This window comes from Streptococcus mitis, from assembly GCF_946190065.1.
GTDB lineage: Bacteria > Bacillota > Bacilli > Lactobacillales > Streptococcaceae > Streptococcus > Streptococcus mitis_DE.
Genome location: NZ_CAMHZD010000016.1, coordinates 36,786 through 54,067, shown reverse-complemented (window position 1 = coordinate 54,067; position 17,282 = coordinate 36,786). Strand labels below are relative to the sequence as shown.

The following is a 17,282-nucleotide window of genomic DNA, read 5'->3' as shown; positions in this document are numbered from 1 at the left end:
GAACTCGCTCAAATTAACGAGAGATTCCTCGGTTTTCATTTCATTAAAAGTAAGAGACCTATTTTTTCAGTGGCCTCCTCCACCTCTGGTATTTCTTTTTGTCCAGTTACATTAGAACTAAACTCAGGTTATATTTTTTTGTCGCGCTTATCTAACCACTTTCTGACTATCCACTCAGAAATGACATCACCGATAATAGTAATCAGTAACGGTGCTAGAATAGTTGTAACGAAGATTATCAAAACCTCAATACTCGTCGAAAATCTCATGATACGTTGTCATCTTCGGCTTACCTAACTTTAGTTATGCTTTCACCTCGATTCCTAGTCTCATGAGATTTTCATTGAGTATTCTAAAAACATAGTGTTGTAATGGATTTAAATTAGCACACTTCAATTTGTTATGCTAGCGTTATTCTATCATGTATTTTTGCGGTCGGGGGGCTTTTGTAGTATAATAGAGATACGTTTTGAAAGTAGGAGGTATCTATGGACTTAACTAAGCGCTTTAATAAACAGTTAGATAAGATTCAAGTTTCGTTGATTCGTCAGTTTGACCAGGCTATTTCGGAGATTCCTGGGGTCTTGCGTTTGACCTTGGGGGAACCTGATTTTACAACGCCAGACCATGTCAAGGAGGCGGCCAAGCGGGCGATTGACCAGAACCAATCCTACTATACAGGGATGAGTGGTCTGCTGACCTTACGTCAGGCAGCTAGTGATTTTGTTAAGGAAAAGTACCAACTGGACTATGCTCCTGAAAATGAAATCTTGGTTACAATTGGGGCGACAGAGGCTTTATCTGCTACTTTGACAGCTATTTTAGAAGAGGGAGACAAGGTGCTCTTGCCAGCTCCTGCCTATCCAGGTTATGAACCGATTGTTAATCTAGTTGGGGCAGAGATTGTCGAGATTGACACGACTGAAAATGGGTTTGTCTTGACTCCTGAGATGTTGGAGAAGGCTATTTTGGAGCAAGGTGACAAGCTCAAGGCGGTTATTCTCAACTATCCAGCCAACCCGACAGGAATTACCTATAGTCGGGAGCAGTTGGAAGCCTTAGCAGCTGTTTTACGCAAGTATGAGATTTTCGTTGTCTGTGATGAGGTTTACTCAGAATTGACCTATACAGGGGAAGCCCATGTGTCTCTAGGAACTATGTTGAGAGACCAGGCTATCATTATCAATGGTTTGTCTAAATCGCATGCTATGACAGGTTGGCGTTTGGGGCTGATTTTCGCTCCTGCGGCCTTCACAGCCCAGTTAATTAAGAGTCACCAGTACTTGGTGACTGCTGCAAATACTATGGCTCAACATGCTGCGGTGGAGGCCTTGACGGCTGGTAAAAATGATGCGGAGCCTATGAAAAAGGAATACATCCAGCGTCGGGACTATATTATCGAGAAAATGACTGCTCTTGGTTTTGAGATTATTAAACCAGACGGTGCCTTCTATATCTTTGCTAAGATTCCAGCGGGCTACAATCAAGACTCCTTTGCCTTTCTAAAGGATTTTGCTCAGAAGAAGGCCGTTGCCTTTATCCCTGGTGCTGCCTTTGGGCGTTACGGAGAAGGCTATGTGCGTCTGTCTTATGCAGCGAGTATGGAGACTATCAAAGAAGCCATGAAACGACTTGAGGAGTATATGAGAGAAGCATGATTCAGTCTATCACGAGTCAAGGCTTGGTGCTCTACAATCGTAACTTTCGTGAGGATGACAAGCTAGTCAAGATTTTTACAGAACAGGCTGGCAAGCGGATGTTTTTCGTCAAACATGCTGGCCAGTCTAAGCTGGCACCTGTTATTCAGCCCTTAGTGCTGGCACGATTTCTCTTGCGAATTAATGATGATGGGCTTAGTTACATCGAGGACTATCATGAGGTGATGACCTTTCCCAAGATTAATAGTGACCTCTTTGTCATGGCCTATGCGACCTATGTAGCGGCTCTTGCAGATGCTAGTTTGCAGGACAATCAGCAGGATGCTCCCTTGTTTGCTTTTTTGCAAAAGACTTTGGAGTTGATGGAAGCTGACTTGGATTATCAGGTTTTGACCAATATTTTTGAAATTCAAATCTTGACTCGATTTGGGATCAGCCTCAATTTTAATGAGTGTGTCTTTTGCCATCGGGTTGGTCAGGCTTTTGACTTTTCTTTCAAATATGGCGCCTGCCTCTGTCCAGAACATTATCATGAGGATGAGAGACGTTGCCATCTCAATCCCAATATCCCTTATCTGCTCAATCAATTTCAAGCCATTGATTTTGAGACTTTGGAGACCATTTCGCTCAAGCCTGAAATCAAGCAAGAGCTACGCCAATTTATGGATCAACTCTATGAAGAGTACGTTGGGATTCACCTAAAATCAAAGAAATTTATTGATTCCCTAGCAGACTGGGGACAATTACTAAAAGAGGAAAAGAAATGAAAAAAATCGCAGTAGATGCCATGGGAGGCGATTACGCACCTCAGGCCATCGTTGAGGGTGTCAATCAAGCCCTAGCTGACTTTTCAGATATCGAGGTTCAACTCTACGGAGATGAAGCTAAAATCAAGCAATATCTGACAGCGACAGAGCGCGTCAGCATTATCCATACGGATGAGAAGATTGATTCAGACGATGAACCTACGAGAGCTATTCGGAAGAAGAAAAATGCCAGTATGGTCTTGGCGGCCAAGGCTGTCAAAGAGGGAGAAGCAGACGCTGTTCTCTCAGCTGGGAATACAGGTGCTTTACTAGCAGCAGGATTTTTCATCGTGGGTCGTATCAAGAACATCGATCGTCCTGGGCTTATGTCGACTTTGCCGACTGTAGATGGGAAGGGGTTTGACATGCTGGACCTCGGTGCCAATGCGGAAAATACAGCACATCACCTCCATCAATACGCTGTCCTCGGTTCCTTCTATGCCAAAAATGTCCGTGGCATTGCGCAACCACGTGTTGGCTTGCTCAATAATGGAACAGAGAGTAGTAAGGGAGACCCGCTTCGTAAGGAAACTTATGAATTACTGGCGGCTGATGAAAGTTTGAACTTTATCGGAAACGTGGAAGCGCGGGATTTGATGAATGGCGTTGCGGATGTTGTTGTGGCAGATGGTTTCACGGGAAACGCTGTGCTCAAATCTATTGAAGGGACAGCCATGGGAATCATGGGCTTGCTCAAGACAGCTATTACAGGTGGAGGTTTTCGAGCGAAACTAGGTGCTCTTCTTCTCAAGGATAGCCTTAAAGGTTTGAAAAAACAGCTCAACTATTCAGATGTTGGTGGAGCGGTCTTGTTTGGTGTCAAGGCACCGGTTGTCAAGACTCATGGCTCAAGCGATGCCAAGGCTGTCTATAGTACGATTCGCCAGATTCGTACCATGCTAGAAACAGACGTAGTTGCCCAGACTGCGCGTGAATTTTCAGGAGAATAAAAGAGATGACAGAAAAAGAAATTTTTGACCGTATTGTGACCATTATCCAAGAGCGACAGGGAGAGGACTTTGTCGTGACAGAATCCTTGAGTCTGAAAGACGACTTGGATGCTGACTCAGTTGACTTGATGGAGTTTATCTTGACACTGGAAGATGAATTTAGCATCGAAATCAGTGATGAGGAAATTGACCAACTGCAAAGTGTAGGAGATGTTGTAGAAGTCGTCAAAAGTAAAGAATAGTAAGAAGCAAGATAAGAAGAGTTGCATATTGCTAAGAATGTAAATCAACATTCTATTTGACAATTATTTACATTTTAATCTTTTTAAATATATATTTTAGGCATGACATTTGTTCTGCCTATTTTTTATCCCAAAAGTGTAGTTGAGGTGTTTATTTGGAGTTTTACATGTATTTTTTGATAAAACGTGATAGAATGGGTATAGAAATTAGGAAAGTTGAAGAAAAGGAATGAAGAAGGTTTTAAAATATTTTTTAGTATTTGTTTTTCTATTTTTGATGAATATTTTCATCTTTAAGATACTAGCAACTCTGGGATTTCAGCTGACAATGAGTGAAAAGAGTTATATTGTACCACCGCTGTTTTCGATTATCGTTTTGTACATGATTGACAAAAGAATTAGGAAGAAAAAGAAATAAATATATATTTTAGGCATGACGTTTGTTCTGCCTATTTTTTATCCAAAAAGTGCATTTGGGAGGTAGATAGGCGCATTTGGGAAGGAAGTCCAGTTTTTGTTTGGGGATTGGGGTAAGATAGTTGTTATCAGATGAGTTTATACTCTTCGAAAATCAAATTCAAACCACGTCAACGTCGCCTTGCCGTATATATGTGATTGACTTCGTCAGTCTTATATACAACCTCAAAACAGTGTTTTGAGCAGCCTGCGGCTAGTTTTCTAGTTTGCTCTTTGATTTTCATTGAGTATTAGGAAAAAGGAGATGAATATGAAATTTGGGAAACGTCACTATCGTCCGCAAGTGGATCAGATGGACTGCGGTGTAGCTTCATTAGCCATGGTTTTTGGTTACTATGGTAGTTATTATTCTTTGGCACACTTACGAGAATTGGCCAAGACGACCATGGATGGGACGACGGCTTTGGGCTTGGTCAAGGTGGCAGAGGAGATTGGTTTTGAGACGCGAGCAATTAAGGCGGATATGACGCTTTTTGACTTGCCAGATTTGACTTTTCCTTTTGTTGCTCATGTGCTTAAGGAAGGGAAATTGCTCCACTACTATGTGGTGACTGGGCAGGACAAGGATAGCATTCATATTGCCGATCCAGATCCTGGGGTGAAATTGACCAAACTGCCACGTGAGCGTTTTGCGGAAGAATGGACAGGAGTGACTCTTTTTATGGCACCTAGTCCAGACTACAAGCCTCATAAGGATCAAAAGAATGGTCTGCTCTCTTTTATCCCTATATTAGTGAAGCAGCGTGGCTTGATTGCCAATATCGTTTTGGCAACACTCTTGGTAACCTTGATTAATATTGTGGGTTCTTATTATCTGCAGTCTATCATTGATACCTATGTGCCAGATCAGATGCGTTCGACACTGGGGATTATTTCTATTGGGTTGGTTATCGTCTATATCCTCCAGCAGATCTTGTCTTACGCTCAGGAGTATCTCTTACTTGTTTTGGGGCAACGCTTGTCGATTGATGTGATTTTGTCCTATATCAAGCATGTTTTTCACCTGCCTATGTCCTTCTTTGCGACACGCAGGACAGGGGAGATCGTGTCTCGTTTTACAGATGCTAATAGTATCATTGATGCGCTGGCTTCGACCATTCTTTCGATTTTCCTAGATGTGTCAACGGTTGTCATTATTTCCCTTGTTTTATTTTCACAAAATACCAATCTCTTTTTCATAACCTTATTGGCACTTCCTATCTATACAGTGATTATCTTTGCCTTTATGAAGCCGTTTGAAAAGATGAATCGGGATACCATGGAAACCAATGCGGTTCTGTCTTCTTCTATCATTGAGGACATCAACGGTATTGAGACTATCAAGTCTTTGACCAGTGAAAGTCAGCGTTACCAAAAGATTGACAAGGAATTTGTGGATTATCTGAAAAAATCCTTTACCTATAGTCGGGCAGAGAGTCAGCAAAAGGCTCTGAAAAAAGTTGCCCATCTCTTACTCAATGTCGGCATTCTCTGGATGGGAGCTGTTCTGGTCATGGATGGCAAGATGAGTTTGGGGCAGTTGATTACCTATAATACCTTGCTGGTTTACTTTACAAATCCTTTGGAAAATATCATCAATCTGCAAACCAAGCTTCAGACAGCACAGGTTGCCAATAACCGTCTAAATGAAGTATATCTGGTAGCTTCGGAGTTTGAGGAGAAGAAAACGGTTGAGGATTTGAGCTTGATGAAGGGAGATATGACCTTCAAGCAGGTTTCTTACAAGTATGGCTATGGTCGAGACGTCTTGTTGGATATCAATTTGACCATTCCCCAAGGTTCTAAGGTGGCTTTTGTGGGGATTTCAGGGTCAGGTAAGACGACCTTGGCCAAGATGATGGTTAATTTTTACGACCCAAGTCAAGGGGAGATTAGTCTGGGTGGTGTCAATCTCAATCAGATTGATAAAAAGGCCTTGCGCCAGTATATCAACTATCTGCCTCAACAGCCCTATGTCTTTAACGGAACGATTTTGGACAATCTTCTTTTGGGAGCCAAGGAGGGGACGACACAGGAAGATATCTTACGGGCGGTCGAATTGGCAGAGATTCGGGAGGACATTGAGCGCATGCCACTGAATTACCAGACAGAATTGACTTCGGATGGGGCAGGGATCTCAGGTGGTCAACGTCAGAGAATTGCTCTGGCACGTGCTCTCTTGACAGATGCGCCGGTCTTGATCTTGGATGAGGCGACCAGCAGTTTGGATATTCTGACAGAGAAGCGAATTGTCGATAATCTTATGGCTTTAGATAAGACCTTGATTTTCATCGCTCACCGCTTGACCATTGCTGAGCGGACAGAGAAGGTTGTTGTCTTGGATCAGGGCAAGATTGTTGAAGAAGGAAATCATGCTGATTTGCTTGCACAGGGTGGTTTTTACGCCCATTTGGTCAATAGCTAGAAAGAGGAGAGGATGAAACCAGAATTTTTAGAAAGTGCGGAGTTTTATAATCGTCGTTACCATAATTTTTCCAGTCGGGTGATTGTCCCCATGTTCCTTCTGCTCGTGTTTTTACTTGGCTTTGCAACTTTGGCAGAGAAGGAGATGAGTTTGTCTACTAGAGCTACTGTTGAGCCTAGTCGAATCCTTGCAAATATCCAGTCAACTAGCAATAATCGGATTCTTGTCAATCATTTGGAAGAAAATAAGCTGGTTAAAAAGGGAGAACTGTTGGTTCAATATCAAGAAGGGGCAGAGGGTGTCCAAGCGGAGGCCTATGCTAGTCAGTTGGACATGCTTAAGGATCAAAAAAAGCAATTGGAGTATTTGCAAAAGAGTCTGCAAGAAGGGGAGAACCACTTTCCAGAGGAGGATAAATTTGGCTACCAAGCCACCTTTCGTGACTACCTCAGCCAAGCGGCTAGTCTTAGGGCTAGTACATCGCAACAAAATGAGACCATCGCGTCCCAGAATGCAGCAGCTAGCCAAACCCAAGACGAAATCGGCAATCTCATCAGCCAAACAGAGGCTAAAATTCGCGATTACCAGACAGCTAAGTCAGCTATTGAAACAGGTGCTTCCTTGGCCAGTCAGAATCTAGCCTACTCTCTCTACCAGTCCTACAAGTCTCAGGGCGAGGAAAATCCGCAATCTAAGGCACAAGCAGTTGTGCAGCTAGAAGCACAGCTTTCTCAGTTAGAATCTAGTCTTGCTACTTACCGTGTCCAGTATGCAGGTTCAGGTACCCAGCAAGCCTATGCGTCAGGTTTAAGCAGTCAATTGGAGTCTCTCAAATCACAACACTTGGCTAAGGTTGGTCAGGAATTGACCCTTCTAGACCAGAAAATTTTGGAGGCAGAATCGGGTAGGAAGGTACAGGGAAATCTTTTAGACAAGGGGAAAATTACGGCGAGTGAGGATGGGGTGCTTCATCTTAATCCTGAGACCAGTGATTCTACCATGGTAGCAGAAGGCGCCTTACTAGCCCAACTCTATCCGTCCTTGGAAAAAGAAGGGAAAGTCAAACTCACAGCTTATCTAAGTTCAAAAGATGTAGCAAGGATCAAGGTCGGTGATTCTGTTCGCTATACTACGACTCATGATGCTAAGAATCAACTTTTCCTAGATTCTACTATTACAAGTATTGATGCGACAGCTACTAAGACTGAAACTGGGAATTTCTTTAAAATCGAGGCGGAGACTAATCTAACTTCTAAGCAGGCTGCAAAACTTCGATATGGGGTGGAAGGTCGCCTGCAGATGATTACGGGCAGGAAAAGTTACCTACGTTATTATTTGGATCAATTTTTGAACAAAGAGTAATGTTCGTGTTTTTAGAGTTAAATAATTTTTAAACTGTGAGAAAGATTTTTCTTGCAGTTTTTTCTTTATGATTTTTGAAGTTAATACGTTATTTATTCGGTTAAATTCTTGTAATTTTAGGTTTTTTGTGGTAAAATGTGCTCAAGTAATACGAAAGGCGAACTTTAAAATGTCAAAACAATTGATCTATTCGGGAAAAGCTAAAGATATCTATACAACTGAGGATGAAAATCTTATTATTTCAACTTACAAGGACCAGGCGACTGCTTTCAATGGTGTTAAGAAGGAGCAGATTGCGGGCAAAGGAGTGTTGAATAATCAGATTTCATCTTTTATTTTTGAGAAATTAAATGCGGCTGGTGTGGCGACTCACTTTGTGGAGAAACTTTCAGATACAGAACAACTCAATAAAAAGGTTGAGATTATTCCTCTCGAGGTTGTGCTTCGCAACTACACGGCTGGTTCCTTTTCAAAACGTTTTGGTGTAGACGAAGGAATCGCATTTGAGACTCCGATTGTCGAATTTTACTACAAAAATGATGATTTGGATGATCCATTCATCAATGATGAGCATGTGAAATTCCTACAGATTGCGGATGACCAGCAGATTGCCTACTTGAAGGAAGAAACGCGTCGTATCAATGAACTTTTGAAAGGCTGGTTTGCTGAGATTGGGCTTAAGTTGATTGACTTTAAGCTAGAGTTCGGTTTTGACAAGGATGGCAAGATTATCTTGGCAGATGAATTTTCACCAGATAATTGCCGTTTGTGGGATGCAGATGGCAACCACATGGATAAGGATGTTTTCCGTAGGGGACTAGGTGAATTAACCGATGTTTATGAAGTTGTTTGGGAGAAGCTGCAAGGTTTGAAATAATCTGTTTGCAACGGAAAACCTTCGTCTCTCAACTAAAAGGACTCAGGCTGAAAAGGTCCCCCAGACCTTTTCACTCCGTAGGGGATTGGGAGAACTAACAGATGTTTACGAGATTGTCTGGGAAAAGTTGCAGGGTTTGAAATAACAACCTCAAGGTCGTTGGAACATTGTAAAAGCTGAAATAAAGGAATAAGGATTGATGGATAAACGTATTTTTGTTGAAAAAAAGGCTGATTTTCAGGTCAAGTCAGAGAGTTTGGTGAGAGAACTCCAGCACAACTTGGGACTTTCAAGCTTGAAAAGTATTCGCATCGTGCAAGTGTATGATGTATTTGACTTGGCAGAGGACCTGTTTGCACCTGCAGAGAAACACATCTTCTCTGAGCAGGTGACAGACCATGTCTTGGATGAAGCTGCTGTACAGGCGGATCTTGCTAACTATGCTTTCTTTGCCATTGAAAGCCTGCCAGGTCAATTTGACCAGCGTGCAGCATCTTCACAGGAAGCCTTGCTTTTACTAGGAAGTTCGAGTGATGTAACGGTTAATACTGCTCAACTTTATTTGGTCAATAAAGATATTGATGCGACGGAGTTAGAGGCGGTCAAGAACTATCTGCTCAACCCAGTTGATTCTCGTTTCAAGGACATCACGACAGGGATTGCCAAGCAGGAATTTTCTGAGTCAGACAAGACCATTCCTAAATTGACTTTCTTTGAAAGCTATACAGCAGAAGACTTTGCCCTCTACAAGACCGAGCAGGGCATGGCAATGGAAGTGGATGATTTGCTCTTTATCCAAGACTATTTCAAGTCAATCGGGCGCGTGCCAACTGAGACGGAACTCAAGGTTTTGGATACTTACTGGTCTGACCACTGCCGTCATACGACTTTTGAGACAGAGTTGAAACACATTGATTTCTCAGCTTCTAAATTCCAAAAACAATTGCAGGCAACCTATGACAAGTATATTGCCATGCGTGAGGAACTGGGTCGCTCTGAAAAACCACAAACCTTGATGGATATGGCGACTATTTTCGGTCGTTATGAGCGTGCCAATGGACGTTTGGACGACATGGAAGTGTCAGACGAAATCAATGCTTGCTCAGTCGAAATCGAAGTGGATGTTGATGGGGTCAAAGAGCCATGGCTCCTCATGTTCAAAAACGAAACCCACAACCATCCAACAGAAATTGAGCCATTTGGTGGGGCTGCTACCTGTATCGGTGGGGCCATTCGTGATCCGTTGTCAGGTCGTTCATACGTTTACCAAGCCATGCGTATCTCAGGTGCTGGTGATATTACAACACCGATTGCTGAAACTCGTGCTGGTAAATTGCCACAACAAGTCATTTCTAAAACAGCGGCTCATGGTTATTCTTCATATGGTAACCAGATTGGTCTGGCAACAACTTATGTTCGTGAGTATTTTCATCCAGGCTTTGTGGCTAAACGTATGGAGCTAGGTGCAGTTGTAGGTGCTGCTCCCAAGGGCAATGTCGTCCGAGAAAAAACGGAAGCAGGTGATGTCATTATCCTCCTTGGAGGTAAGACTGGACGTGATGGTGTCGGTGGTGCGACAGGTTCTTCTAAGGTTCAAACAGTTGAGTCCGTGGAAACTGCTGGAGCTGAAGTTCAAAAAGGGAATGCTATCGAAGAACGCAAGATTCAACGACTTTTCCGTAATAGTGATGTGACCCGTCTTATCAAAAAATCAAATGACTTTGGTGCTGGTGGAGTCTGTGTGGCTATCGGTGAATTGGCAGACGGTCTTGAAATCGACCTCAACAAGGTTCCTCTTAAATACCAAGGCTTGAATGGTACAGAAATTGCCATCTCTGAATCACAAGAACGTATGGCGGTCGTGGTTTGTCCAGAAGACGTAGATGCCTTCGTTGTAGAATGTAACAAAGAGAATATTGATGCTGTTGTGGTTGCGACAGTGACGGAAAAACCAAATCTAGTCATGCACTGGAATGGTGAAACAATTGTCGACTTGGAACGTCGTTTCCTTGATACCAATGGTGTGCGTGTGGTCGTCGATGCTAAGGTTGTGGACAAGGATGTCAATCTTCCAGAAGAACGTCAAACATCTGCTAACACACTTGAAGCAGATACTCTTACGGTTCTATCTGACCTCAACCATGCGAGTCAAAAAGGTTTGCAGACCATCTTTGACTGCTCGGTCGGTCGTTCTACAGTTAATCACCCACTTGGTGGTCGCTACCAACTTACACCAACTGAGGCTTCTGTGCAGAAATTGCCAGTTCAGCACGGTGTGACTTACACTGCGTCTATCATGGCCCAAGGTTTCAACCCTTATGTAGCAGAATGGTCTCCATACCACGGTGCTGCTTATGCGGTTATCGAAGCAACTGCTCGTTTGGTGGCTGCTGGTGCAAACTGGTCTAAGGCTCGTTTCTCTTACCAAGAGTACTTCGAGCGTATGGACAAACAAGCAGAGCGTTTTGGTCAACCAGTAGCAGCTCTTCTAGGCTCTATCGAAGCACAAATCCAACTTGGCTTGCCATCTATCGGTGGTAAGGACTCCATGTCTGGTACCTTTGAAGAATTGACGGTGCCACCAACCTTGGTTGCCTTTGGTATGACAACAGCAGATAGCCGTAAGGTGCTTTCTCCTGAGTTCAAAACTACTGGGGAAAACATCTACTACATCCCAGGACAGGCCCTCTCAGCAGAGATTGATTTTGACTTGATTAAGAAAAATTTTGCTCGGTTTGAAGCACTTCAAAAGGCTCACAAAGTGACGGCAGCTTCAGCTGTCAAATATGGTGGTGTGCTTGAAAGCTTGGCTCTTGCTACTTTTGGAAATCATATCGGTGCAGAGGTAATCCTGTCTGAACTTGAAAGTTCTTTAACGGCTCAATTGGGCGGATTTGTTTTCACATCACCTGAAGAAATTGCTGGAGTAGAGAAGATTGGACAAACAAGTGCAGACTTTACACTCCTTGTCAACGGTGTGAAGCTAGATGGAAACAAACTTGACAGTGCCTTCCAAGGAAAACTGGAAGAAGTTTACCCAACAGAATTTGCTCAAGCGAAAGAACTGGAAGAAGTTCCAGCTGTCGTTTCCGACGCAATCATCAAAGCTAAAGAAAAGGTTGAAAAACCGGTGGTTTACATCCCAGTCTTCCCAGGAACTAACTCAGAATATGACTCAGCCAAGGCCTTTGAAAAAGAAGGTGCAGAGGTTAACTTGGTACCATTCGTGACCTTGAATGAAGAAGCAATTGTTAAGTCGGTTGAAACCATGGTTGACAATATCGGAAAGGCTAACATCCTCTTCTTTGCAGGTGGCTTCTCAGCTGCGGACGAACCAGATGGTTCAGCCAAGTTTATTGTCAATATCCTGCTCAATGAAAAAGTGCGTGCAGCCATTGATAGCTTTATTGCTCGTGGTGGCTTGATTATCGGTATCTGTAATGGATTCCAAGCCCTCGTCAAATCAGGTCTTCTTCCATACGGAAACTTTGAAGATGCCAGCAGTACTAGCCCAACTCTCTTCTACAATGATGCCAACCAACACGTGGCCAAGATGGTGGAAACTCGCATTGCCAATACTAACTCACCATGGCTTGCTGGAGTGGAAGTTGGTGAGATTCATGCCATTCCTGTTTCACACGGTGAAGGGAAGTTTGTCGTGACAGCTGAGGAATTTGCAGAGCTCCGTGACAATGGACAAATTTTCAGCCAATACGTTGACTTCGAAGGCAAACCTAGCATGGACTCTAAGTACAATCCGAATGGTTCTGTCCATGCCATTGAAGGAATTACCAGCAAGAACGGCCAAATCATCGGTAAGATGGGACACTCAGAACGTTATGAGGAAGGTCTTTTCCAAAACATCCCAGGAAATAAAGATCAACACCTGTTCGCGTCAGCGGTTAAATACTTTACTGGAAAATAAGACTTGCAAAATTTCTAATAGATAGTATCAGTAATGTAAAAGTCATGTAGATTTAGCTCTTGGTGCTACACAAATAAAAATTAGGTATATAAAATGACATACGAAGTAAAATCTCTTAATGAAGAATGTGGTGTTTTCGGTATCTGGGGACATCCAGATGCTGCTAAATTAACCTATTTTGGGCTCCACAGTCTTCAGCACCGTGGTCAGGAGGGGGCAGGAATCCTCTCCAATGATCAGGGACAATTGAAGCGCCATCGTGACATGGGACTTTTATCAGAAGTCTTCAGAAATCCTGCTAACTTAGATAAATTGACAGGAACTGGTGCGATTGGGCATGTGCGTTACGCGACTGCTGGTGAAGCTTCTGTAGATAATATCCAGCCTTTCCTCTTCCGTTTTCACGATATGCAGTTTGGCTTGGCTCATAATGGGAATCTGACCAATGCAGCCTCTCTCAAGAAAGAGTTGGAACAAAGAGGCGCGATTTTCAGCGCGACTTCGGACTCTGAAATCTTGGCTCACCTCATTCGTCGCAGTCACAATCCTAGTCTGATGGGCAAAATCAAGGAGGCGCTCAGCCTTGTCAAAGGTGGCTTTGCCTATATCCTGCTGTTTGAGGACAAGTTGATTGCTGCTCTTGACCCAAATGGTTTCCGTCCGCTTTCTATCGGGAAAATGGCCAACGGAGCGGTGGTGGTTTCCTCTGAAACCTGTGCTTTTGAGGTTATTGGTGCTGAATGGATTCGTGATTTGAAGCCAGGTGAGATTGTGATCATTGATGACAAGGGCATCCAGTATGATAGCTATACAGACGATACTCAGTTAGCAATCTGTTCTATGGAATATATTTACTTCGCTCGTCCAGACTCTAACATTCATGGAGTCAATGTTCATACAGCTCGTAAACGTATGGGTGCCCAATTGGCCCGTGAATTTAAGCATGAGGCGGATATTGTGGTCGGTGTGCCCAATTCCTCGCTTAGCGCAGCCATGGGATTTGCGGAAGAATCTGGTCTGCCAAACGAAATGGGACTTATCAAGAACCAATACACCCAACGTACCTTTATCCAACCGACTCAAGAATTGCGGGAGCAAGGGGTGCGGATGAAACTCTCTGCTGTTTCTGGTGTTGTTAAAGGCAAGCGTGTGGTTATGATTGATGACTCTATTGTACGTGGGACGACCTCTCGTCGTATCGTTCAGCTCTTGAAAGAAGCGGGTGCGACTGAAGTTCACGTTGCTATTGGCAGTCCAGCGCTAGCTTATCCATGCTTCTATGGAATTGATATCCAGACACGTCAAGAACTGATTGCGGCCAATCATACGGTTGAAGAAACTCGTCAAATCATTGGAGCAGACAGTCTGACTTATCTTTCTGTTGAGGGGTTGATTGATTCAATTGGTATTGAAACAGATGCACCAAATGGTGGTCTCTGTGTCGCTTATTTTGATGGTAATTACCCAACGCCTCTCTACGACTATGAAGAAGACTATCGTAGAAGTTTAGAAGAAAAGACCAGTTTTTACAAGTGAGTTACTGAAGATTCTCCATTAAAGAAAAGGAAAAATAAAATGGCAAATAAAAATGCTTATGCCCAGTCTGGCGTGGATGTTGAAGCGGGTTATGAAGTTGTTGAACGGATTAAAAAGCACGTGGCTCGTACGGAGCGTGCAGGTGTCATGGGAGCTCTGGGTGGCTTTGGTGGTATGTTTGACCTTTCAAAGACTGGGGTTAAAGAACCCGTCTTGATTTCAGGAACTGATGGTGTCGGAACCAAGCTCATGCTGGCTATCAAGTACGACAAGCACGATACCATCGGTCAGGACTGTGTGGCCATGTGTGTCAATGATATCATCGCTGCGGGTGCGGAACCCCTCTATTTTCTCGACTACGTAGCGACAGGGAAGAATGAACCAGCTAAGCTAGAACAAGTGGTTGCTGGTGTGGCAGAAGGTTGTGTGCAGGCAGGCGCTGCCCTCATCGGTGGGGAAACAGCTGAAATGCCTGGTATGTACGGCGAAGATGACTATGATTTGGCTGGTTTTGCGGTCGGTGTGGCTGAAAAATCTCAAATCATAGACGGTTCAAAAGTAGCTGAAGGTGATGTCCTTCTCGGGCTTGCTTCAAGTGGGATTCATTCTAATGGTTACTCTCTCGTCCGTCGTGTCTTTACGGATTACACAGGTGATGAAGTCCTGCCAGAATTGGAAGGCAAGAAACTCAAGGAAGTTCTTCTTGAGCCGACTCGTATCTATGTCAAGGCTGTTTTGCCCCTCATTAAGGAAGGGTTGGTCAACGGCATTGCCCACATCACAGGTGGTGGCTTTATCGAAAATGTCCCTCGTATGTTTGCAGCTGACTTGGCTGCTGAGATTGAGGAAGACAAGATTCCAGTTTTACCGATTTTCAAAGCTCTTGAGAAATACGGTGAAATCAAACATAAAGAAATGTTTGAAATTTTCAATATGGGTGTGGGACTTATGTTGGCAGTTAGCCCTGAAAATGTAATTTGTGTCAAGGAATTGTTGGATGAACCAGTCTATGAAATTGGTCGTATCGTCAAGAAAGAAAACGAAAGTGTCATCATCAAATGAAAAAAATAGCGGTTTTTGCCTCTGGTAATGGCTCAAATTTTCAGGTGATAGCGGAACGATTTCCAGTGGAGTTTGTCTTTTCAGACCATCGTGACGCCTATGTGCTCGAGCGGGCAGACAAGCTCGGTGTTTTGTCCTATGCTTTTGAACTCAAGGAGTTTGAGAGCAAGGCAGACTACGAAGCAGCCCTTGTCGAACTCTTGGAAGAACACCAGATTGACTTAGTTTGCCTAGCAGGCTACATGAAAATCGTTGGGCCAACCTTATTGGCGGCTTATGAAGGTCGGATTATCAACATTCACCCAGCTTATTTGCCAGAATTTCCAGGAGCTCATGGGATTGAGGATGCTTGGAATGCAGGTGTTAACCAGTCTGGTGTGACCATTCATTGGGTGGATTCAGGTGTGGATACAGGGAAGATTATCCAACAAGTCCGTGTGCCACGACTAGCTGATGATACCATTGACAGTTTTGAAGCTCGCATTCATGAGGCAGAGTACAAGTTGTATCCGGAAGTAGTGAAGGCTCTATTTACAGATTGACTTTTTGATGATTCATATGATATCTTTGATTTTAAATTGGAGTCAGTGATTGTCGAAGACGGCTTCAAACGGAGGGTATTGTAATGTTAGAATCTAAAAAAACAACTCGATATGTATTTTATGTCTATCTGATGTTATTAACTTGGGGAATCTTATTTAAGTTTGAGACCAATCCTGAATTTATAGCATTTTTCTTAGCTCCAAGGTACATCAATTGGATTCCATTTTCAGAACCACTAATAGTAGATGGAAAAATTGTTTTTGCTGAAATGTTATTTAATCTGATTTCCTTTATTCCATTAGGTGTTTGTTTCCCTCTGATAAAAACTAATTTATCTAGTTTAAGAATAGTCGGGACAGGTTTCTTGATTAGTTTATTGTTTGAGTGCTTACAGTATATTTTAGCAATAGGCATAACAGATATAACGGATTTGACTTTAAATACGCTAGGTGTTTGTGTAGGCTTACTGATTTATCAAATTTTTATAAGAGTGTTCAAATCACAAACTAGAAAATGGGTCAATATCTTAGGTATTCTTAGCCTTGGTTTTGCTTATCTTATTTTACTGTTACTGCATTTAATTGGTGTTTAACTAATGATTAAAAAGGATAATATAATGACTAAACGCGCCTTAATCAGCGTCTCAGACAAAGCGGGCATTGTTGAATTTGCTCAAGAACTTAAAAAACTTGGTTGGGAGATTATCTCGACAGGTGGGACCAAGGTTGCCCTTGATAATGCTGGGGTGAATCAGTCTGGTGTGACCATGCACTGGGTGGACTCAGGTGTGGATACAGGAAAGGTCATCAAACAAGTACGTGTACCACGATTAGCTGATGATACCGTCGAAAGCTTTGAAGCTCGCATTCATGAAGCGGAGTACGAGTTGTATCCGGAGGTGCTGGATAGTTTGGGAGTAGGGAGAAGGTAAGAAGTAAATCAAGTTTTGATTGTGCAATATTGCTAGGAGAAAAAATGATTGAGATGAAATTAGTAGATGAGAGCAGTTTTCAGGCAGTGTTGGATTTGAAAATATCTGAAGCTGATGAACGAGCACGTTTCGTGGCTCCAAATGTACGCTCTTTAGCTGACGCATGGCTCTACCGTAAAAATGAAGATGTGTTTCCGAGGGCAATCTATTGGGATAAGCAAGTGGTTGGCTTTCTCCTGCTGGAAATAGACGAGGATGAAGCGGAATACTTTATCTGGCGGATAATGATTGGTCAGCAGTACCAAGGAAGAGGTTATGGTCGAAAAGCCTTGGAAGTTCTAATCAAAGAGGCTCAGATGGATAGAGCTTGCAGTCATATTGTTGCAGATTATGTGGTTGGAAATGAAAAAATGAAGTACCTACTGACTAGTCTGGGTTTTCAGGAAACAGGATTTATAGAAGAAAATAACGAAGTCGCTATGCGCTTAGACCTAAAGAAAGAGGAATAG

The 17,282-nt window shown here is 43.1% G+C and carries 16 protein-coding genes; all 16 read left to right on the top strand.

What is annotated here, in order from left to right; genetic code table 11:
• Window positions 1-488 precede the first annotated feature (488 nt).
• Window positions 489-1,658 carry a pyridoxal phosphate-dependent aminotransferase gene (locus OCF96_RS07800; protein WP_000366342.1) on the top strand — a complete coding sequence of 390 codons (1,170 nt, stop codon included), beginning with the start codon at window positions 489-491 and terminating at the stop codon, window positions 1,656-1,658.
• Complete coding sequence (gene recO, locus OCF96_RS07795; RefSeq protein WP_261016108.1) at window positions 1,655-2,425, top strand: DNA repair protein RecO; 771 nt, start codon at window positions 1,655-1,657, stop codon at window positions 2,423-2,425. Before OCF96_RS07800 ends, recO begins: the two co-directional genes overlap by 4 nt.
• Window positions 2,422-3,414: a phosphate acyltransferase PlsX gene (gene plsX, locus OCF96_RS07790; protein WP_261446861.1), complete on the top strand. Its 993-nt coding sequence runs from the start codon at window positions 2,422-2,424 to the stop codon at window positions 3,412-3,414. The genes recO and plsX overlap by 4 nt, the downstream gene beginning before the upstream one ends.
• A gap of 5 nt (window positions 3,415-3,419) precedes the next feature.
• The gene (locus OCF96_RS07785) at window positions 3,420-3,656 is read left to right on the top strand and encodes an acyl carrier protein (protein ID WP_020902253.1); all 237 of its coding nucleotides are present in this window, start codon (window positions 3,420-3,422) and stop codon (window positions 3,654-3,656) included.
• Between the two features lie 229 nt (window positions 3,657-3,885).
• Window positions 3,886-4,074, top strand: a complete 189-nt coding sequence (locus OCF96_RS07780; RefSeq protein ID WP_084927060.1) for a hypothetical protein — start codon at window positions 3,886-3,888, stop codon at window positions 4,072-4,074.
• Between the two features lie 309 nt (window positions 4,075-4,383).
• Window positions 4,384-6,537, top strand: coding sequence for a peptide cleavage/export ABC transporter ComA (gene comA / locus OCF96_RS07775; RefSeq protein ID WP_261446860.1), 2,154 nt, complete (start codon window positions 4,384-4,386; stop codon window positions 6,535-6,537).
• Between the two features lie 12 nt (window positions 6,538-6,549).
• Complete coding sequence (gene comB, locus OCF96_RS07770; RefSeq protein ID WP_261446859.1) at window positions 6,550-7,899, top strand: competence pheromone export protein ComB; 1,350 nt, start codon at window positions 6,550-6,552, stop codon at window positions 7,897-7,899.
• Between the two features lie 169 nt (window positions 7,900-8,068).
• The gene (gene purC / locus OCF96_RS07765; RefSeq protein WP_000043282.1) at window positions 8,069-8,776 is read left to right on the top strand and encodes a phosphoribosylaminoimidazolesuccinocarboxamide synthase; all 708 of its coding nucleotides are present in this window, start codon (window positions 8,069-8,071) and stop codon (window positions 8,774-8,776) included.
• A gap of 1 nt (window position 8,777) precedes the next feature.
• Complete coding sequence (locus tag OCF96_RS10215; RefSeq protein ID WP_078228447.1) at window positions 8,778-8,921, top strand: phosphoribosylaminoimidazolesuccinocarboxamide synthase; 144 nt, start codon at window positions 8,778-8,780, stop codon at window positions 8,919-8,921.
• 54 nt (window positions 8,922-8,975) lie between these two features.
• The gene (locus OCF96_RS07760; RefSeq protein WP_261446858.1) at window positions 8,976-12,701 is read left to right on the top strand and encodes a phosphoribosylformylglycinamidine synthase; all 3,726 of its coding nucleotides are present in this window, start codon (window positions 8,976-8,978) and stop codon (window positions 12,699-12,701) included.
• Between the two features lie 93 nt (window positions 12,702-12,794).
• A complete protein-coding gene (purF, locus tag OCF96_RS07755) occupies window positions 12,795-14,237 on the top strand; it encodes an amidophosphoribosyltransferase (protein WP_000220652.1) in 1,443 nt (480 codons plus the stop codon).
• A 39-nt stretch (window positions 14,238-14,276) separates the two neighbouring features.
• Window positions 14,277-15,299, top strand: coding sequence for a phosphoribosylformylglycinamidine cyclo-ligase (gene purM / locus OCF96_RS07750; RefSeq protein WP_261446857.1), 1,023 nt, complete (start codon window positions 14,277-14,279; stop codon window positions 15,297-15,299).
• Complete coding sequence (gene purN / locus OCF96_RS07745; RefSeq protein ID WP_261446856.1) at window positions 15,296-15,841, top strand: phosphoribosylglycinamide formyltransferase; 546 nt, start codon at window positions 15,296-15,298, stop codon at window positions 15,839-15,841. The genes purM and purN overlap by 4 nt, the downstream gene beginning before the upstream one ends.
• A gap of 83 nt (window positions 15,842-15,924) precedes the next feature.
• Window positions 15,925-16,434 (top strand): VanZ family protein, encoded by a 510-nt coding sequence (locus OCF96_RS07740; protein WP_261054451.1) that lies wholly within the window; start codon window positions 15,925-15,927, stop codon window positions 16,432-16,434.
• A gap of 3 nt (window positions 16,435-16,437) precedes the next feature.
• A complete protein-coding gene (locus OCF96_RS07735; RefSeq protein WP_419991740.1) occupies window positions 16,438-16,773 on the top strand; it encodes a formyltransferase family protein in 336 nt (111 codons plus the stop codon).
• A gap of 44 nt (window positions 16,774-16,817) precedes the next feature.
• Complete coding sequence (locus OCF96_RS07730; RefSeq protein WP_261446855.1) at window positions 16,818-17,282, top strand: GNAT family N-acetyltransferase; 465 nt, start codon at window positions 16,818-16,820, stop codon at window positions 17,280-17,282.